The sequence below is a fragment of the Enterococcus mundtii genome, assembly GCF_002947535.1.
Classification (GTDB): domain Bacteria; phylum Bacillota; class Bacilli; order Lactobacillales; family Enterococcaceae; genus Enterococcus_B; species Enterococcus_B mundtii_B.
Genome location: NZ_PUAP01000016.1, coordinates 1 through 18,383, shown reverse-complemented (window position 1 = coordinate 18,383; position 18,383 = coordinate 1). Strand labels below are relative to the sequence as shown.

At 37.6% G+C, this 18,383-nt stretch carries 12 protein-coding genes and 1 pseudogene; all 13 read left to right on the top strand.

The features are described from left to right. Positions 1-179 precede the first annotated feature (179 nt). Positions 180-1,469, top strand: coding sequence for an ABC transporter substrate-binding protein (locus CUS89_RS04400; RefSeq protein WP_104871186.1), 1,290 nt, complete (start codon positions 180-182; stop codon positions 1,467-1,469). Between the two features lie 356 nt (positions 1,470-1,825). Then, positions 1,826-2,695, top strand: a complete 870-nt coding sequence (locus tag CUS89_RS04395; RefSeq protein ID WP_104871185.1) for a carbohydrate ABC transporter permease — start codon at positions 1,826-1,828, stop codon at positions 2,693-2,695. Between the two features lie 68 nt (positions 2,696-2,763). Further along, positions 2,764-3,570 (top strand): annotated as a pseudogene (locus CUS89_RS04390) (carbohydrate ABC transporter permease); the annotation flags it as partial. A 352-nt stretch (positions 3,571-3,922) separates the two neighbouring features. Beyond that, positions 3,923-4,606 (top strand): DUF1538 domain-containing protein, encoded by a 684-nt coding sequence (locus CUS89_RS04385; protein ID WP_104871183.1) that lies wholly within the window; start codon positions 3,923-3,925, stop codon positions 4,604-4,606. Beyond that, the gene (locus CUS89_RS04380; protein WP_104871182.1) at positions 4,603-5,376 is read left to right on the top strand and encodes a DUF1538 domain-containing protein; all 774 of its coding nucleotides are present in this window, start codon (positions 4,603-4,605) and stop codon (positions 5,374-5,376) included. Before CUS89_RS04385 ends, CUS89_RS04380 begins: the two co-directional genes overlap by 4 nt. After that, positions 5,373-5,747, top strand: a complete 375-nt coding sequence (locus tag CUS89_RS04375) for a P-II family nitrogen regulator (protein ID WP_104871181.1) — start codon at positions 5,373-5,375, stop codon at positions 5,745-5,747. Before CUS89_RS04380 ends, CUS89_RS04375 begins: the two co-directional genes overlap by 4 nt. 469 nt (positions 5,748-6,216) lie before the next feature. Next, the gene (locus CUS89_RS04370; RefSeq protein WP_104871180.1) at positions 6,217-13,695 is read left to right on the top strand and encodes a QWxxN domain; all 7,479 of its coding nucleotides are present in this window, start codon (positions 6,217-6,219) and stop codon (positions 13,693-13,695) included. Positions 13,696-13,906: 211 nt separating this feature from the next. After that, positions 13,907-14,578, top strand: coding sequence for a hypothetical protein (locus CUS89_RS04365; protein WP_104871179.1), 672 nt, complete (start codon positions 13,907-13,909; stop codon positions 14,576-14,578). Positions 14,579-14,615: 37 nt separating this feature from the next. Continuing rightward, entirely contained in the window at positions 14,616-15,065 is a 450-nt protein-coding gene (locus CUS89_RS04360) for a hypothetical protein (RefSeq protein WP_104871178.1), read from the top strand. 55 nt (positions 15,066-15,120) lie between these two features. Next, entirely contained in the window at positions 15,121-15,741 is a 621-nt protein-coding gene (locus CUS89_RS04355) for an HAD-IA family hydrolase (protein WP_181055309.1), read from the top strand. Positions 15,742-15,793: 52 nt separating this feature from the next. Further along, the gene (locus CUS89_RS04350; RefSeq protein ID WP_104871176.1) at positions 15,794-16,198 is read left to right on the top strand and encodes a DUF1149 family protein; all 405 of its coding nucleotides are present in this window, start codon (positions 15,794-15,796) and stop codon (positions 16,196-16,198) included. A 209-nt stretch (positions 16,199-16,407) separates the two neighbouring features. Next, positions 16,408-17,799, top strand: coding sequence for an L-cystine transporter (locus CUS89_RS04345; RefSeq protein WP_019724480.1), 1,392 nt, complete (start codon positions 16,408-16,410; stop codon positions 17,797-17,799). Positions 17,800-18,013: 214 nt separating this feature from the next. Beyond that, entirely contained in the window at positions 18,014-18,295 is a 282-nt protein-coding gene (locus CUS89_RS04340; protein WP_104871175.1) for a TIGR04197 family type VII secretion effector, read from the top strand. Positions 18,296-18,383: the final 88 nt, after the last annotated feature.

The window sequence follows — 18,383 nt, the reverse complement described above, 5'->3', positions numbered from 1 at the left end:
GAAACGTTTACAAAAGCAAGTCTAAAATTTCATTCAACAAATCATAAAACGACAAAATTGTACTTTTTTCTTATTTTAGGATATTTTTCTTGAGAACGATTATTAATAAAGAAAACGCTTGCAAGTCTGTTATGATAGGCGTGTAAGAAAAACAAACACTAAAAAGGGTGGGTAAAAAAATGAAACTAAAAAAAATCTTAGCTAGTGCTTTCGCCTTAACAGCAGCAGTCACACTTTTTGCCGGTTGTGGCAATTCCTCCAGTGATGCTTCCGGAAACGAAGATAAAGTAACGGTCTGGGCGTGGGATGAAGCATTTAATATCAAAGCTGTCAATGAAGCCAAAGAGTTTTACGAAAATGAGGATGTTGACGTGGAAGTGGTAACGATGTCACAAGATGATATCGTACAAAAATTGAACACGGCATTAGCCAGTGGAAATACAGATGGCTTACCCAATGTCGTGCTGATCGAAGACTACCGCATCCAAGGGTACCTGACTTCTTACCCAGATGCTTTTGCTGATTTGACAGATATTGTGGACGAAAGTAACTTTGCCGCTTATAAATTTGCAGTCAATAAAGTAGACGATAAAATTTATGGTGTACCTTTTGACTCAGGTGTAACAGCCAATTTCTATCGGACAGATATCTTAGAAGAAGCTGGTTATTCGGAAGAAGATATGAAGAACTTAACTTGGGATGATTATTTACAAGTTGCACGAGACGTCAAAGAAAAAACAGGGAAAAAAATCTCTGAAGTCAATCCTTCCGATTTAGGTCGTGTGCGCATGATCATGCAACAGGCAGGAGAATGGTATACCTCGGAAGACGGAGAAACAGTAACGATTGAAAATAATGAATCATTGAAATATGGGTTAGAACTTTTTGCTACTTTGCTTAAAGAGGACTTAGTCGAACAAACATCTGACTGGAATGCTGGGGTTACGGCGGTCCAATCAGGCGCTGTTGCTTCTACACCAACTGGCGCATGGTATTCTTCCACGATCCAAGGAGCAGAAGATCAATCAGGTAAGTGGAAGATCGCACCGATTCCAGCTCTACCTGCTAACATGCAAAAAGCACAAGCTTCCAACTTGGGTGGTGCCGGCTGGTATGTGATCAAGGGCGTAGCTGGTGAAGAAAATGCGAAAGATTTCTTAGACAAGACATTTGCAACGAATGAAGAATTGATGGGCAAATTAGCAGAAGAGATCGGCTTAGTATCGACCATGTTGAGTGCAAATGATCAAGAAGCTTATCAACAGCCCTCTGAGTTTTACAGTAATCAAAAAGTATTCGATGATTTCTCAAAATGGACAGCCGAAATCCCTGAAGTGAATTATGGACATGAAACTTATGCCATTGAATCTGTTGTGGCAGAATCCTTGAGCCGAATCATCAATGGTGAATCAGCAGATAAAGTTTTGGCAGATACGCAAAAACAAGTTGAAGCTCAGTTAGCCAATTAAGTCATAGTTTTAGAAAAGCAACAGTTGGACTATCATAACTAGAACAACAAAGAAGCAGGTGACGATATTTTCAAACGGATCAACGAATGTGTTCTTTCGTTTGAAGGTATCGTTTATGGAATAAGCAATTAATTGAAAAACGTATGGAGGACATTCACACCGTTAGCTATCCTGTATCACTTTAGCAATGGTATTCGAAAAAATAAGAAGTTCTGCTCGTTTTCTATTCTCTGTCCGATGGAACCAATCATTGGGGCAGTGGTTCAAAGCTTAGAAGAAAATAACAATCTATTTTGTCTGACTTTCTGTGAGGCATGTATTTCTTCAACATATGTGTAATGAAAGTGGGGAATAATATGAAACAAAAGGATCTATTCAGAAATGGTAATGCGTTTTTAGTTCTGCCAGTGATCATGATTTCGATTTTGGTTTTTATTCCAATGGTGTTAGCGCTGATCACTTCTTTCCAAAGTGGCCCTCCGGTAAACATGACATTCAACGGATTAGGAAATTATCAACGAATGTTGGGAGATTCGACTTTCCGTAAAGCATTTTTCAATACCTTTTTATACTTATTAGTACAGGTTCCTGTCATGTTGTTTTTGGCATTGTTTATTTCAAATCTTCTGAATGATAAAAAGTTGAAGTTCAAAGGATTGTTCAGAACAGCGATTTTCTTGCCATGTATCACCTCAATGGTCAGTTATTCATTGATTATGAAAAGCTTATTTTCCCAATCAGGTTTAGTCAATAATCTGCTAGTTGGAATCGGAATGATCGATAATCCGATCGGCTGGTTGACTCATCCATTCTGGGCAAAAGTATTGATCATCATTTCAATCACATGGCGTTGGACAGGGTATAATATGATCTTCTTTTTATCTGGTATGCAAAACATCGATCCAGAGATTTACGAAGCTGCTGATATTGATGGCGCATCAAGGTGGCAACAATTCGTAAAAATCACGATCCCTAACTTGAAACCAATCATTTTGTTCACATCGATCACTTCAACGATTGGTACCTTGCAATTATTTGATGAGGTACAAAATATCACTGGTGGTGGGCCAGCAAATGCCACGACGACATTGTCACAATATATCTATAATTTGAGTTATAAATTCACCCCGAATTTTGGTTATGCCGCAGCTGTTTCTTTCGTTATCGTACTATTTATCGTCTTGTTATCAGTGATTCAAACTAAAATAGGGAGTGAGAGCAAATGAGAGAAATGACAAGTAGTCAACCCCGGTCAATGACGAAAAAGCAAGTGAGTATTGGACAGTTACTTTTAAGCATTTTTAAATATACCTCTTTAGTCATCGTTTCCTTTATTTCAATTTTCCCGTTTGTTTGGATGATTTTAGGGATGACGAATACAGCAGTCGATATTAGTTCAGGTAAACTGATGATCGGTGAGAATTTAGTGATCAATTTCCAAAATCTTTTTTCAAATGACTTGAATTTTTCACGCTCTTTACTTAATTCTGCAATGATCGCTGTCGTTACAACGATTTTTGCTTTATTGATCTCCTCCATGGCAGGTTATGGTTTTGAGATCTATAAGAGTAAAAGAAAAGAGGTAGTTTTTAATATTTTGTTATTATCGATGATGGTCCCTTTTGCGGCATTGATGATTCCGCTGTATCGGATGTTTTCTCAATTGAATGGTACAATATTAGGAATCAATAGTTTTCTAGTCGTCATCTTACCTTCAGTAAGTACCGCCTTTTTGATTTTCTTTTTCCGTCAAAACGCGAAATCTTTTCCTAAGGACTTAGTAGAGGCAGCACGTTTAGACGGTCTTAAAGAATTAAGTATTTTCTTTCGTGTCTATTTACCAACGGCTAAAAATACGTATGCCGCAGCAGCAATCATCACATTCATGAGTAGTTGGAATAATTATCTTTGGCCTTTAGTGGCGTTACAATCCCCAGATAAACGAACGGTTCCATTAGTATTATCTGCCATGGGGGCATCGTATACGCCAGACTATGGCATGATCATGAGTGGGCTGGTGATTGCGACCTTACCAACTGCACTTGTCTTTTTCATCTTACAAAAACAATTTGTTCAAGGGATGATCGGTTCTGTGAAATAGACTGAAAGTCTGGAATATCATTTTTCAGATACTATCACTTGAATGATCGAAAATAGGATAATCGTTATCATCCGACCTTCAATATACGGATAACTTCTGTTATTAAATATGCTTCTTAGAAATAAGCGATAAAAGCTCGAAATAGTTTAGCTATTTTTGGTTTTTATCGCTTATAGCATATACTTGAGACTTATTTCTACAAAGCAATAAAGCATGTTTGTTGACTAATTCAAATACTTCAGCTAGTTGATCACTGTTTTTTTACAGTTTTTACATAAAATTGGTATCGCTTACGGTTTTTCCTCGTAAACTTACTTTTAATCAGGTAAACTAGAAGTAAGGAGGAGGATATATGAAGAAAAATTTTAGAGAAGTAATCATTGCGATCATGCCCATGACGGTATTGATCGTTATCCTGACCTTTGTATTTGCACCATTAGATGTTGAAACCATGGGAAGATTCATTTTAGGAGCAATCATGATGATGGTTGGCATGAGTCTCTTTTTATTTGGTGCAGATTATTCGATGATGGAAGTTGGCGATTTGGTTGGTAAATATATGATCAAAAAGAAAAGTCTGCCAATCATCATTAGTTTGGGGTTTCTGATTGGCATCGTGATCACGATTGCCGAACCGTCTGTGCAAGTGTTAGGTCAACAAGTATTTGATATTTCTGATGGAGAAATCGGCCGAGTCTTATTGATCGGTATAGTTAGTGTCGGAACAGGTGTATTTTTAGCCTTTGCACTACTACGAGTCGTATTTAAACTATCTTATTATAAATTGATGGTGATCGGCTATCTTGCCGTTCTAATTGCTTCTTTTTTCACTAGTAATGAATTTATGCCGATCGCTTTTGATGCAGGTGGGGTAACAACTGGACCTGTGACAGTTCCATTTATTCTAGCTTTGGCTGGCGGGATGACTAGTATGATCCGTCAAGGGAAAAATGAAAATGACAGCTTCGGGATGGTCGGTATTGCGTCGCTAGGCCCTATCTTGGCTGTCATGATCTTGGGGGTGATCTTCCAATGAACTTTTTGATCACGTTTTTTGCTGGTATCGGACAAGTCGGATATGAAGTCATCCTTGCGGTGGCACCGATCGTGATACTATTTGTACTAATGAACTTTCTTTCATTTAAATTAAGAAGAAAACGTTTTTTGGATATCATGAAAGGTTTTTTGATCACGACTATCGGACTAGTTTTATTTTTACATGGTGTAAATGTAGCTTATGTACCAGGAGGACAACATCTGGGGACTGCGATTGCATCTTTAGCAAATAACCAGATTTTGATTCCTTTAGGTTTTGTTATGGGATTTTTAGTTGGATTTGCAGAGCCAGCCATCCATGTGATGGTCAAACAAGTCGAAGAATTAAGTGAAGGTAGGATTCATGCAAAGGTGATGTTAGCGGTGATCTCGATTGGGATCGGTTTAGCGGTCGGATTGTCTATGTGGCGCCTATTAGCTGGTTTTTCACTTTATTATTTCCTAGTTCCGGGCTATGGCTTAGCATTTGTCCTAGGTGCAAAAGTGGATAAGATTTTTCTATCAATGGCTTTTGATAACGGAGGTGTCGCAACAGGTCCGATGTGTTCCACCTTTATTTTGTCCATGAGCGTGGCGATCGCCACACAGATCGACGGTCGAGATCCAATCATTGATGGATTTGGAGTGGTGGCAATGATCGCTTTGACACCAATATTGTCAACATTGGTCTTAGGTTTCATCTATAAACAAAAAGATAAAAGAGATCAGAGAAGCAAAGAAAAATTACAAAAATTGGAGGAACAACAATGAATGATTTAGTCGCACTGAATCTTGAGATGATCGTTACGATCGTCGATGGCGGCATCGGAGAAGATGTTATCGATTACTCAAAAAAAGCTGGGGCATCCGGTGGGACGATTTTACACGGACGAGGTTCTGGTGTCCATGACACAGGGAAATTTTTAGGGTTGGATATTTCACCAGAAAAGGATATCGTTTTGACATTAGTTCCAGATAGTTTGACAAACGAAGTGATGGATGCAATCGGAAAAGGCATCAAGATCGATGTTCCGGGCAATGGTATTTGTTTTAGTATTGATGTCGATAAAGTGATTGGTATCACGAAAATCCATCAATACCGCGAAGTCGTTGAAATGAAAGATTTATTAGAAGATAATTGAAACTCATCCAAATGCAAGTTGCTAAATTCGGAATAGGACTTACCTTGAAATATACTAAAATTTGATAATCTTATTTTGACAATAAGTCGAAAAAAACAAAATAGACCTTGTGCTATTTTAAGTTTTTTACGGCTTTTTCTTTTACCAAAAATTCTTGTCTATGTTGCTGGATCAGCATTTTTTCAGGTTATAACTTAAAAAATTGTGAATAAAGAAACTTCTGACTAGATAAACTTTTTTTCAATTTTTAATTGGAAAAAGGTGAGGTAGACTTCTTGTATTTACTTATAATTAGCCTTGAGACAGATTAAATATAGGATCGATGGATGTATGTGCTACTAAAGTAGTTAAGTCGATCAAGAGAAATCGCTCGGATACTAAAACAATTGTAACAGTTTAAGTAATGGCTCTAAAGTGTGTGTTATTTTTTTTAATGTAGAAAAAAAAATAAATTTGAGGAGTGAAAATAGTGACTAAAGACAGTTATTTCGAAGAGATTGGTCAATTGTACAATAGACGTCACGAGGATTTTAAACAGTTAAATGATCAAATGTGGCCGAATTATAGTACAAATCAAATGGGAAATACGCTTACGCCAAAAGGTCTAAAGAGTTTAGCAGGTTACCTTTATATTTGTAATATCTTAGGAAACTTTCAAATAGTAGGGGAAGTCCCACTGACACGTCAGCAAGTGGGAAAGAAACAGTCAGCTGCTTTTAAAGAAGATACTCATTTAAAGGTTCGCCAAAAAGAAAAGAAATTCACGATGGATAGCCCCTCATCAAGTTCAAGTGCAGACCTCAAACGTTTCAGCTATCCAGACTTTCATGAAACAGTCAATCCCCTCATTGAGCAACTATCCTCAACTAATCCAATGATTTATCTAACGGCTAAAGCACATCAATGGAATCTCAACATGCAACAGCTTGCCCAGCTATTCTCAAAACGCGCCAATTATACGACGAATAGAGAACTTTCTAATCAAAAGCAACATGGCTCCCAGAAATCTTTGAATCATACTCAAAACCAGTTTAGCAAAATCCGCCAAGCAGCTGTTCTGAGAGCACAGCAATCAAATGAACAGCACACCCTAACTCTCTCCCAAAATCACTTTGAGCAACGTACAGAAGAAACCGACTCCTCCTATTCTATAGCAAAAAATTCAGCTGAGAAATTAAAAAATGTATTTGAAGCCAATGTTAACTATCAGTTTAGATCAACTGACATAGTTCCTTCAGGCAGTACCAGCGAGATAGTTTCGATCAATAAGGATTTGGTAATTGCAGCTTTTTGGAAAGATATGACCGATCAATTCACTATTTTTTTTAGCGTTCCTGAAAATGCAACCTTCACGGAACAGATGAAAGATTTAAACGGTACTTCAGTGCTCGATCTTTTTCTGGAAATGATGAATCGAGTATTTTACATGAACGATGAGCAACAAATTCTATCGGATGATCAACCCAAGAATGCAGAGTCAGTATCTGCATCACTAGTTGATTTCTTACCGGAATCTTTTCAAAGACTGTTTTTTTCAAAAAACAGTTCGATCACACATGTTAGAGAGGAAGGGATCTTCTCACAGCTTTGGAGTTTAACAAATAAACTATCAGATACTTTGAATTATTATATTGATAAATGGGATGTTCTGAAAGTAAAGGGAGTTGAAGCAGCTCCATGGTTTGATATTAGCCCATTGAATCCACGGTCTGATCATCGATTGGAATCTTCGTTGAAATCTTATGAGACTTTGCAAATGGCAACCACTAATATTGTTTTTTTAGCTACTAAAAGATACATTCAAAATAACTTGCCTGAGTACGAGTTGAGTGAAAACCAACTGCCATTTTGGTTTAATTACGCTCTTTTTCAAGAACGGAATGAGACGGAAAAAATCAATACAGCGGTCAAAAAATATCTACGAGAGGAGGGTTCTGGGTGGTTGCTGGAAGACGATACCTCAATGCGTTATGTATTCGCAAATCTACAAAAATTAGAAAATAGTGAAGTAGTTGAAAAAGTGATTGCTAGAAGAACACAGATTGCACATATCATTTTTGATACTTGTCGCCTCTCAACTCACGGAATGTCTGATGAGCGAGCAAATGCTATTTTCCTTCAATGGCGAAATAATAATATATTTAAAAATGTTCAATTTAAAATAGTAAAAAAAATTACTTGGACACCCACAAAGGTTCTGAGTAATGAAGAAAAAAACAAGCCTGTGAGTGAGACTACACCTGCCACAATTTCCTCTAAGAAAACAGACTTAGAGCGAATTGATGAACTTGTGACAGATCTCATGAATAATCGTAACCCTCTTGTAAGCGACGGAGAGATATTACCGATTTTTTATTACCAATATGATCTTTTTGAGCATAGGGCAAAAACTAGTGAGGTGAATCAACAACTAAAGAAACTCCTTGAAAAAAGTGGTATTACACCCTCTTCTGACAATGGATTGGCACTGGTAAAGGCAATCGAAAAGTATAGCCAAGAAGATTGGGGCTCAGAGAAGTCATATAAATCAAGAAAAACACAGTATCTTGCTTATGTTATTTTGAAAGCTTATGGAGTGGGACAAAGCAGACTGGGAGATTCCCTATCAGCCAATCAGTTATTCGGAATTTTCATGCAGTGGAAAACCAATACCTTACTTGAGAAAAATAAGTATAAGAAAATGGATCAGCAAACGATTTATTATAATTTATCTCCATGGGAAGATTCTTTATTAGCCCGTAATCAAGAACAAAAAAGTGAAAGTAATCAAATCTATGATGATTTCATCAAGGAGCGCTATGACTTGATATCTCATGAACATCCATTGATTCCCTTTGTCTATTATCCGCCACTTTTTGATTTAAGGGGTAACCTAGTAAAAGCATTTCATGATTTGAAAAAGATATTAGATGAAAAGGGAATCCCAACTCAGGGAGCGTACCTGGCGGATGTATCAAAAGCGGTAGAAAATTGGATTATTGCTGGAGAGACCTATAAAAAAATGATCAAACGAGTAAAAAAAATAGCAAAAATCATTGTAAAAACGTATAAACTCGAGGAAAAAGATTTATCGATCGATAAAGCTTTTGCCATCTATCTTCAATGGGGGAATAATAATGCGTATTATGGATATACAATTGAAAAAGACAAAAGAAACTATGCCTATGAGTGGAACAAAGGAAATAAAAGGGAAGAACTAGATAAGAAAATCATCACTTTTTTACGTGAGAATGAGATTGATTCCTCAAAACCAACGATTAGTGAACCATTGGCTTTTTCTTTACCCAATTTTACTATTGAACAAAATGAGGTTATATGCAAAAGTATGAACAATTTTTTATCAGAAAGAGGTTTTGCTAACGATCTAAGTAATAAAAATATATTGGTGAAAAGTGCCGCTAGATGGGCATTAGTAGAAGGGTTAGAGATTGATACGATCGATTGGGGGAAATTGAAAGAATTAGTTCGGGTAATTCTAGGGGATGAAAAAGAGAGGGTGATCTCTAACGAAGAAGCGCAACAAATATTTGTCAAGTGGATGAAAGATACAATAGAAATGGCTACTCCATCTTTGGAAGTGAAACCTAAAGAAAATACTTTAGAGCAAAAACAATCTCAGTCTATGAGTAAAGCGATAGTTTCAAAATGGCAATCTGAAAATATCAAGAACCAAATTGTACTTTTTTTTCGACAGAAAGGATTGCTATCTGAACGACCCACGAAAGAAGACCTTTTACTTGCAGTCGGAAAATGGTTTACGCAAGAAGGTGTTGGGACGGTGCTAATGCCAGAGAAAGTTCAGGCAGTTGCGAAAGTAATCCTTAATGAGATGGATCTTTATGGAGGGAAGTCAGACGAGAAGATTTCAAATAAGGACGCTGAAGCAACAGTCATGAAGTGGGTATTTGAAACAGTTCTGGAAAAATCGGTGGAAACCTACATCGTCCAAAATATTATTTCCGCTCCTGATCCGGTAACGTTTACTATCGGCCGTCTTAGAAAGTTATTTGAGGTGCATGAGCTAATTGAAGCAGGTCTGATCAAGCAACGACCTAAGAAGGAAGAACAAGAGACTATAACCAAACTATGGATCCTATTGACAAAAAAAATGCTCCCAAATTATTTCCTAGAAACAAGTCAGTTAGGTGATGAGCTTTTGATTTCTGACTATGAATCTTTGATGCAATTGATTGGTTCAAAATTTTTAGAAGATACAGGTTATCGTTCGAATTTCAATAAAAATGAAACGAATACTTTAGGAATGTTTTTGTTTGATATTGCCACACATCAAGGGATAGACAACTTAAATGAATTGAATTATTTTTTTGTGCCAGCCTTACTAGCTACAGCACAACTAGAGCCAGAGCGGTTAAATATGGCGATGGAGTTAGGGATTCATAAAGAATTTGCATTAAGTAGTTTTATGAGTTATTACCAAAAAGGCTATTTCAATTATATGGAAAATCAAGAAGATGTTGAGCATCTGTATGAGGAGTATGAAGAGGCTTTTATAAACTGGCGTCGTAAAAAAGGGTTAGTGAATGAAGTGTTAGCAGAGTGTGAACGACTCGGGATAAGAGTGAGTTTATTTGGAGATCAAGTGTATCTTGATGGTGGAAACCCATGCCCCGGGCCATGGATCCCAAGAGATATAGAAAAATGGTACACCGAATTAACGGAAGAAGTAGCAGACAAGCACCGTGCATTAAATAAGAAGTTGATGGAGTATGCATTTCATTCACTCAATATAGAAGATTTCAATTTTATCATTTCTCCAGAGACACATATTTATGAAGCATCTACTCAATTGAAAAATGAAGTGCGCTATTATGCACCTTCCGCACCAGGATCAATTCCTCCAGTATTCTTTGGGAATCGAGAAACTTGGCTGGATACAACTCTTAATTTAGAAAAGACGAATATTTTGGTAGCTGTCAACGAAAAAGAAGAACGGTGGTATGCCTTGAAAAACCTAGATAAAGAGGGAGGGTATGCCATCTATCGTGTAGATAAGGATCCTATGCTCTATCTTAAATATGGCTTGTTTGATAAAAAAAATGTCTGGGGAGGAGGATATTCGAAAGCCGGGGAAAAGATTCGAATCGGCAACAAGGACTACACTTTTTCTAGTCAAGTTGATCGAATGAATGCAATCACTTCTAAAGGGGATTTGAGAACAGTTATTGACAGGATTGCTCAGAAACATCGGGACCAGTTGTATCGCCAATTATATGATTCAGGAAATGATAAAACAGTTGCTAGTGCTGTTTGGGATGGTGTCAAGCATTTTATTCCATTTTATGATTGCATTGTTGGGATCAATAATCGAGATACGAAAGGAGCAGCTATTTCTTGCACAATCGATGTGGTGCTTTTACTACCTGTACTGGGACAGGTCACTTCTCTTAATCTGAAATTCGGTTTATCCGTGGCAAAAGCAGCAATAGTGGGTGGTGCAGAAGGAATTGTTAAAAATAGTGTGCGGGCCCTTCCAAATGTCGCCGAGATAGAGTCTCTAGTAATAGGTGTGATCCGTTATATTGATCCGGGAGTTGAGCTGGTAAAAGGGAGTAGTCAGTTAGTCCTCCAGAAGCTGATCAATATGAAAACACGGGCATTTATTCGAAAAGATATCAAACCACTATTGGTAAAGCTAGATAAAATAAAAATACCGTCAGAACCTTTGTCGAAAGAGCTGATTTCCGCTCAGCTGAAAAAAAATGGTCCCAGGGTTTTCGTCAAACGGGTGAAAGCTCAACTATACATGCGAGTAACCAATTTGAAAACGAGAGATGTTTTTGGAGAATATTATACGTTGCGAGGAGAACAATTAAGAGTGTTTGAAGGACAAGCCTCCTTTACCTCTGAGCAACTTGATTTGATCAATCGTCTATCCAGTAAAGTGGATATTGACCAACAGTTTGTCGAAGAAAAGAATCTAAACGTCAAGTTTTATGGTGACGGAATGATTCTAACAGGAAGAAAACAAGGAGAGCAAAGTAGTCGTTACATTATAATGAAAAATAAAATTACACCTATAAGAGAAACGGTCATCAAGGATCAAGGTGTGCGTTATGATATCTGTGAAGGAGAACAGGTTTTTCCGGTGAACTACAACGGCATTGAATGGTATTTCGAACCAGCCACTTCGCGAACGCTCTCCGAAGAAGCATTACAAAAAGTAAGCAAAAATATCGATAAATTTCAATCATTGAAAGAGCCAAGTACGCTCTCACCACCAGATGATTTGGGATTGATGATTTCAGAGACAGGTAGAACCTATATCAAGATTAATGAACGTTATGTACCATTGGTTTTATTCCATAAAGAGAAACAGCGCTATCATTTAGTTAAAAACGATATTCTTGAACCGATGACAGTTTTACGCTTAGATTTAGCAAATGATCAGTTCCGATTTGAAACGGAACTAGAAAAACGTTCCCTCAATTTTCAATCTTATGCGCAACCCGCAGGTGGGAAAGACGATGTCCCAGATGACCAAATTCCTAGCACTTCAAAAGGTGCTGATTCACTTTTTGATCATCTAGCGTCATCTTCATCACAAGTATTAGTTGATAATCGGTACCCACCATATTTCCAGCTTCCAGATACACTACCTTATGCGAAGGAGTGGAATAAACTTCGCCAAGCAATACAACTTCCTGATGATACAGATATAGTGGAGGATCCAAAAGTGACAGTACCGGTTTTATCGGAGTTTGTCCCAGAATTCCCGCCTTATGTAATCAGTGATGAAGCTAAATTAAGAGAACAAATTACTTCAGGGATTAAAGGGTATTTCCCCGAAGATTCAAATCCGCATTATCGTGTATTTTCTGGTATCGATATCACTAAGGCACCTGAATCACTCAAACCATTTCTAAAACAATTTACTGCAGAGTTTAAAAATGCGCACGAAAATTTCCAGAAATTTATAGATAAGGAGAAAGAACTATCAAAAGAAGGGACACTTGCAACTACGACTGCGGGAGCTTACTTAATCGAAATGTTTAGACTAGGTGGTGCGGAAAATCAAGAACAAATTTTAAAAGAAATTATGAAGCGCTTGTTATCAGTTGCAAAAAAAGGTGCGCAGCTTCTTCAACAAACGGAGGATTTTAATTTTAAAAATATTTGGCTTGTTTCTACTGATTTATTGCGTGATGAGGTGACAAAGAATTACTACTCACAAATTAAAGGACACATGGGTGCACATGCGTTTGTCATGCGGTTTGACCCTGAATGTCGAATTATTTTCATGCTTGATAGTTTTCATGTGGATCCAGCTACTAAACCAGGGAAACAAGCGCAGCCAAGTCCCAAGGATACTCTGATGCACGAAGTGACCCATATTGTCGCGTCATCGGACGATTTGATAAGTTATCCAATGAGTCCGATAGGTTTCAGGAATAGTGGAGAAGATCTTCGAAAGAGATACGAAAAAAAATTTCTGAAGCTAATTCATGGCGAGGGGTTTAATTCTTTTGTGGAGAATGTAAGTGACATGTTAAAATTGCCGACTGTCACAAAACAAGCTGTCTTGGATGCTGTACTGACTGACAAGATGTTGAAAGCAAACCTTCAAATAACCGATGCTGAGATGCTGATGGCTTGTATTCGTGATATTGGATTGGGACGAAACTTTTTTGAGCGCGCACGCATAAAAAGAAGTCTAGCTGACCAACTAGGAAACGGCGACCTATTGTTTGCTCTTGCTGTGATTGAAGCAGTTAATGTGGAGAATTTAGTAAACGAGCATCAATTGGAAACCACCCTAGAAAACGCGGAAATAACGACAGAAATCAACGTTTCACAGCATACACAGGGCCCTTCGGGAAATAGAAGTTTTTCAACAATTAAAAATATAGGTAAAACAAATAGTAATGATACGAATACAAGGCTTATGCACAAGCAAGAAATCAGAAAGCGCGCCGAATTGAATCTATAAGTTGGTTGACACCTTTAGATTCAGATACTAGGTTACGGTCAAAGAATCACCTATAACATCAAATACATGAATAAAAAAACTATTATAGCCATAAAAAAGTTTTTTATATGCGCATAAAATTCAAAGAATAAGATTTTATGAAATCTCCTGCATATTTGCACACAAATAGTTGAAAATATGCTATTTTGTAGTAGAAAAAAGGGGGAGAAGAATGAATTTTTTAGTTGTTTTAAAAGATACGATTCTCAAACGGTCGACATTCATCTATACACAAATCGATGAACAAAAAACAGTGTTGCATTTTTCGCCGGAGTTTCATTTAGAAGGGTTGACAATTGGGGAGATTTACGAACAAGGCGGTATTGAAGCCGCTAAACAATTTTTTGTTCAAGAACTCCAGCTTCCATTGAATGACTATCTTGAAGTATCATTAAATGAGTGGGACAAAGCGATCTCAGAACTTTTCCCTCAAGGAATCAATGTAGAATCAGGTACAACTGAAGTGCATCTAACGGTGAAAGATTTACAACGTCAGATGCGTTACCAGATCGATGAAGAAGGCTCTCTTTCGATCTTTCAGCGACAGCAAAAGATTTTAAAAAGTTTTTTAAAACAAATCAGCCGAAAAAGAAATTTGTTTAAAACAACGCAGTTATTAAAAAAATATCCAGAATTATTGCACACATCGATCCAGTTTCCACAATTACTCTCATTGATCCGTCGCTTTGTTCGTTTGAAGGAGATCCAATCTAAAAAGCTGACACTGCCTTTACAAGATACCTTTCGAGTAGTAAAACGTGAGAATGAAAAAAAATTGATCGTGATCGATTTTATGAGGAACCGTCATGTGTTACAACAAATGACGATGGAAAAGGCCAACTAAGGCTTTTTCTTTTTGAAAAAAAGAAATGGAGAAAATAATGGGACCTATTTGGATACAACGTATGATGAAAGCTCAACAAAAATACCAACAAGTGATGAAAGGGAGATATGCGCGTCTTGATCCATTGAATCGTTTATTTTTGGTTTTAGGATTATTTTTCTTTGTCGTGAGATATTGGTTGCCTTTCAGTTTAGGCTATCTACTCTTCTTCGTTTTTATCGCTTTAACTATCGCTCGGTTTAGCTCAAAGAAAATCTATGTCCGTTCAAACGAAAATCAAGCGTATTTACAAAAAACAGTGGCGATCAAAAGCTGGTTTGCGAAAATAAAAAACAAACTGAAACGTCAACCTGAACAACAAGCTAGCGCTGCCTACACGATTTTTTCATGTCCAACTTGTCAACTCAAGCAAAGGGCGCCGAAAGGCAAGGGTGAGATTCGAGTGACTTGTAAGAAGTGTGGCACGCAATTCACGACAAAGGTATAAGAAGAAAATAGTAGTCAAATGTCTAATGAAATGAGTACAAAGGAGTAAAAGAATGATTAAAAATTACATTTGGGATTTTGATGGGACATTGTTCGATACGTATCCGGCGATGGTTGAAGGCGTATTTCAAGCATTGCATGATTTTGGTATCGAACGACCAAAAAAGGAAATCTATCGTGTGATGAAGCAAGAATCGGTGAGAAAACTACGAGAAAGCTATCAGTTGGAAGAAACTTCTTTCAATCAATTGTTTCATGAATATGAAGAACAATATCAAGAACTTTCAGTCCCCTTCAAGGAGACTGAAATGGTTTTATGTCGCTTAAAAGAGAACGGAGCCAAACACTATATTTTGACACACCGTGTAACGGCTTCTACTTGGAAACTTTTAAAAGTTTTTGGATTAGCAGATTTGATTGAAGAAGTGATCGGCATCGACCAAGGTTTTGCCAGAAAACCAGCTCCTGATGCGATCAATCACTTGATCGATCGTTATCACTTAGACCCTGAAAAAACGATGATGGTAGGGGACCGAAAATTGGATATTGAAGCGGGGATCAACGCGAAGATCCATACTTGCTTATACGATATCGATCATTTCTTAGGTGAGATTCCTGCCGATCATATAGTGGCGAATCTAGCGGATATTTTAGTAATAGAAAAGAATGCAGAATAAGTATCCCCTTTCAACTTTAGTTATGCTATAATTTAAACAGAGGAGTGATAAAATGGAAATTAGAAGACAAAAAGAAGTAGTAGAAGCTTTTCATTATGATTTTTTAAAACCTGATCAAGAGGTACAAACAGACTTAAAAGTAGGGTTCTCACCACTAAAAGAGACAATTGAAAACTATCCGAAAGAACATAGCATCGTGGGTGCACGTTTAGAATTTCGTTTAGTATTTGATACATATGTGTTATCTGGAAGCGTTAGTCAAATCAACCACATCTTGAATCGCAAGGTCCAAGATCAAAATGATGTGACGCAAGAAGAGGTGGATGAATTAGTGGCACCACTTTTTGAGATGGTCAAACGTCTAGCCTATGAAGTAACAGAGATTGCTTTAGACGCACCAGGCGTAAAATTGAACTTCCAGTCAGAAAAAGAAGAAAAAACAACAGAAGAAAATTAACTAAAAAAACACCAGTGATAGTTATTAGCTATCACTGGTGTTTTTTTCTATTACTAATTGTAAGCAAAAGTAAGGAAAAATTTCGGAAAATAGTCTAGAATGAATAAGTCACTGAAAAAATATTTTCAGGAGAAGAGCTGAAGAGTTCTTCTCGGGAACCTTTACTTCCTTAGATGGACTTGTCATTACAAATTAAGAGGAGGATGAAAATGACAACACTCATCACAGTTTTAGTGGTTCTAGTTTTTGCGGCATTATTATATGTGTTTTATCGTATGCAAAAGCGCCATGCAAAATTTTCAACGCGGGTTTACACTGCGCTAGCTGCCGGTATCGTATTCGGGGGCGCGTTGCAACTGATTTTTGGAGTAGAAAACGAGGTTATTACGCAATCCATGGATTGGATCAGCATCGTTGGGAACGGCTACGTTAGTTTCTTACAAATGTTGATCATGCCTTTAGTCTTTGTTTCAATCGTTGCGGCTTTTACAAAAATGAAAGTATCAGAAAAATTAGGTAAAATCAGTGCAACGGTGCTGACCACTTTATTAGCAACAACTGCTATTTCCGCATTGATCGGGATCGGTGTGACGATCGCATTTGGTCTTCAAGGTGCTGAATTTACGCAAGGAGCAGCCGAAACTGCTCGTATTTCTGAGTTAGCGACACGACAAGAAACAGTGGAAGGACTAAGTATCCCACAACAAATCTTGTCATTTATTCCTAAAAATATTTTTGCAGACCTTGCCGGAACTCGTGCAACAAGTACGATTGCTGTCGTGATCTTTGCGGCATTTGTTGGGGTTGCTTACTTAGGAATCAAACGAAAAGCACCAAAAGAAGCATCATTCTTTGCTGATATGATCGATAGCTTGTACCGCATCGTGATGCGTATCGTGACGTTAGTCTTGCGTTTGACACCTTATGGCGTGTTCGCATTGATGACGAACGTGATGGCAACAAGTGATTTTGATGCCATTTTGAACTTAGGTAAATTTGTATTAGCGTCTTATCTTGCATTGTTTGCAGTGATGATCGTTCATTTCTTGATTTTGATCGGTGTGAAAGTCAGCCCGATCGACTACTTGAAAAAAACATTTCCAGTACTAAGTTTTGCATTTACTTCACGTTCAAGTGCGGGTGCTTTGCCATTGAATATCGAAACACAAACAAAAGCACTTGGTGTGGATGAAGCTACAGCAAACTTTGCTGCCAGCTTTGGTCTGTCGATCGGTCAAAATGGCTGTGCGGGTGTTTACCCAGCCATGCTAGCGACAATCGTTGCACCAGCAGCTGGAATGGATGTCTTTAGTATTCAATTCATCTTGCTTCTTGTAGCCATTGTAACGATCAGCTCATTCGGAGTAGCTGGTGTCGGTGGTGGGGCAACCTTTGCCTCATTGATCGTATTAGGTTCAATGAACTTACCAGTAGCGATCGTTGGTTTAGTTATCTCCGTTGAACCATTGATCGACATGGCTCGTACAGCTGTCAACGTAAGTGGTAGTATGGTAGCAGGTATTGTTACAAGTGCACGTATCAATGACCTTGATCGAGATGTGATCAAAGATGAAGCAAAAGTCGTTGACGTGAATGCGTAATCGAAAAAACGAAAAGTGAGAGCAGATTGCTCTCGCTTTTTTTATACTAAAATATATTCCGAAAAGTGAAAGTGTGTAACAATAGATTCACAAAAATATAAGAAAATAAGGTAACAAGACCTATCTAATACAATTCTCATCCAACAAAAGGTTATGTATTGTTATAATGAATATGTAAGCGTTCTATCTAAACATTATGGTAAAGGAGGAAGTTATGGTCACATTCAGCAGTAATTCTCAACAAGCCCAACAGTCCACTTCAAGAATCACCAGTGCAACCACCCCTTTAAACCAAGCATCATCGATTCAAAATGACACACGTACCACGCTAATTGGCAATCAAGACATTCAAAGTAGCATATCGTCCGCTAAAAACTCAGCCAATCAAATTGCCTCAGCCATCTCAGGCGCTGCTAATCATTTGCAAACTGCTGCTCAAGGATTTTCTACACTAGACACTCAATTAAGTCGAGATCTTTTTAAGGAGAGACGCTAATGGATCAATGGACAAATCTTGATACCGAGGAAACGTTGCTGCAAGCAAAAAGAGAAGAACAGGAAAAGAAAATGAAACAACTTGATGC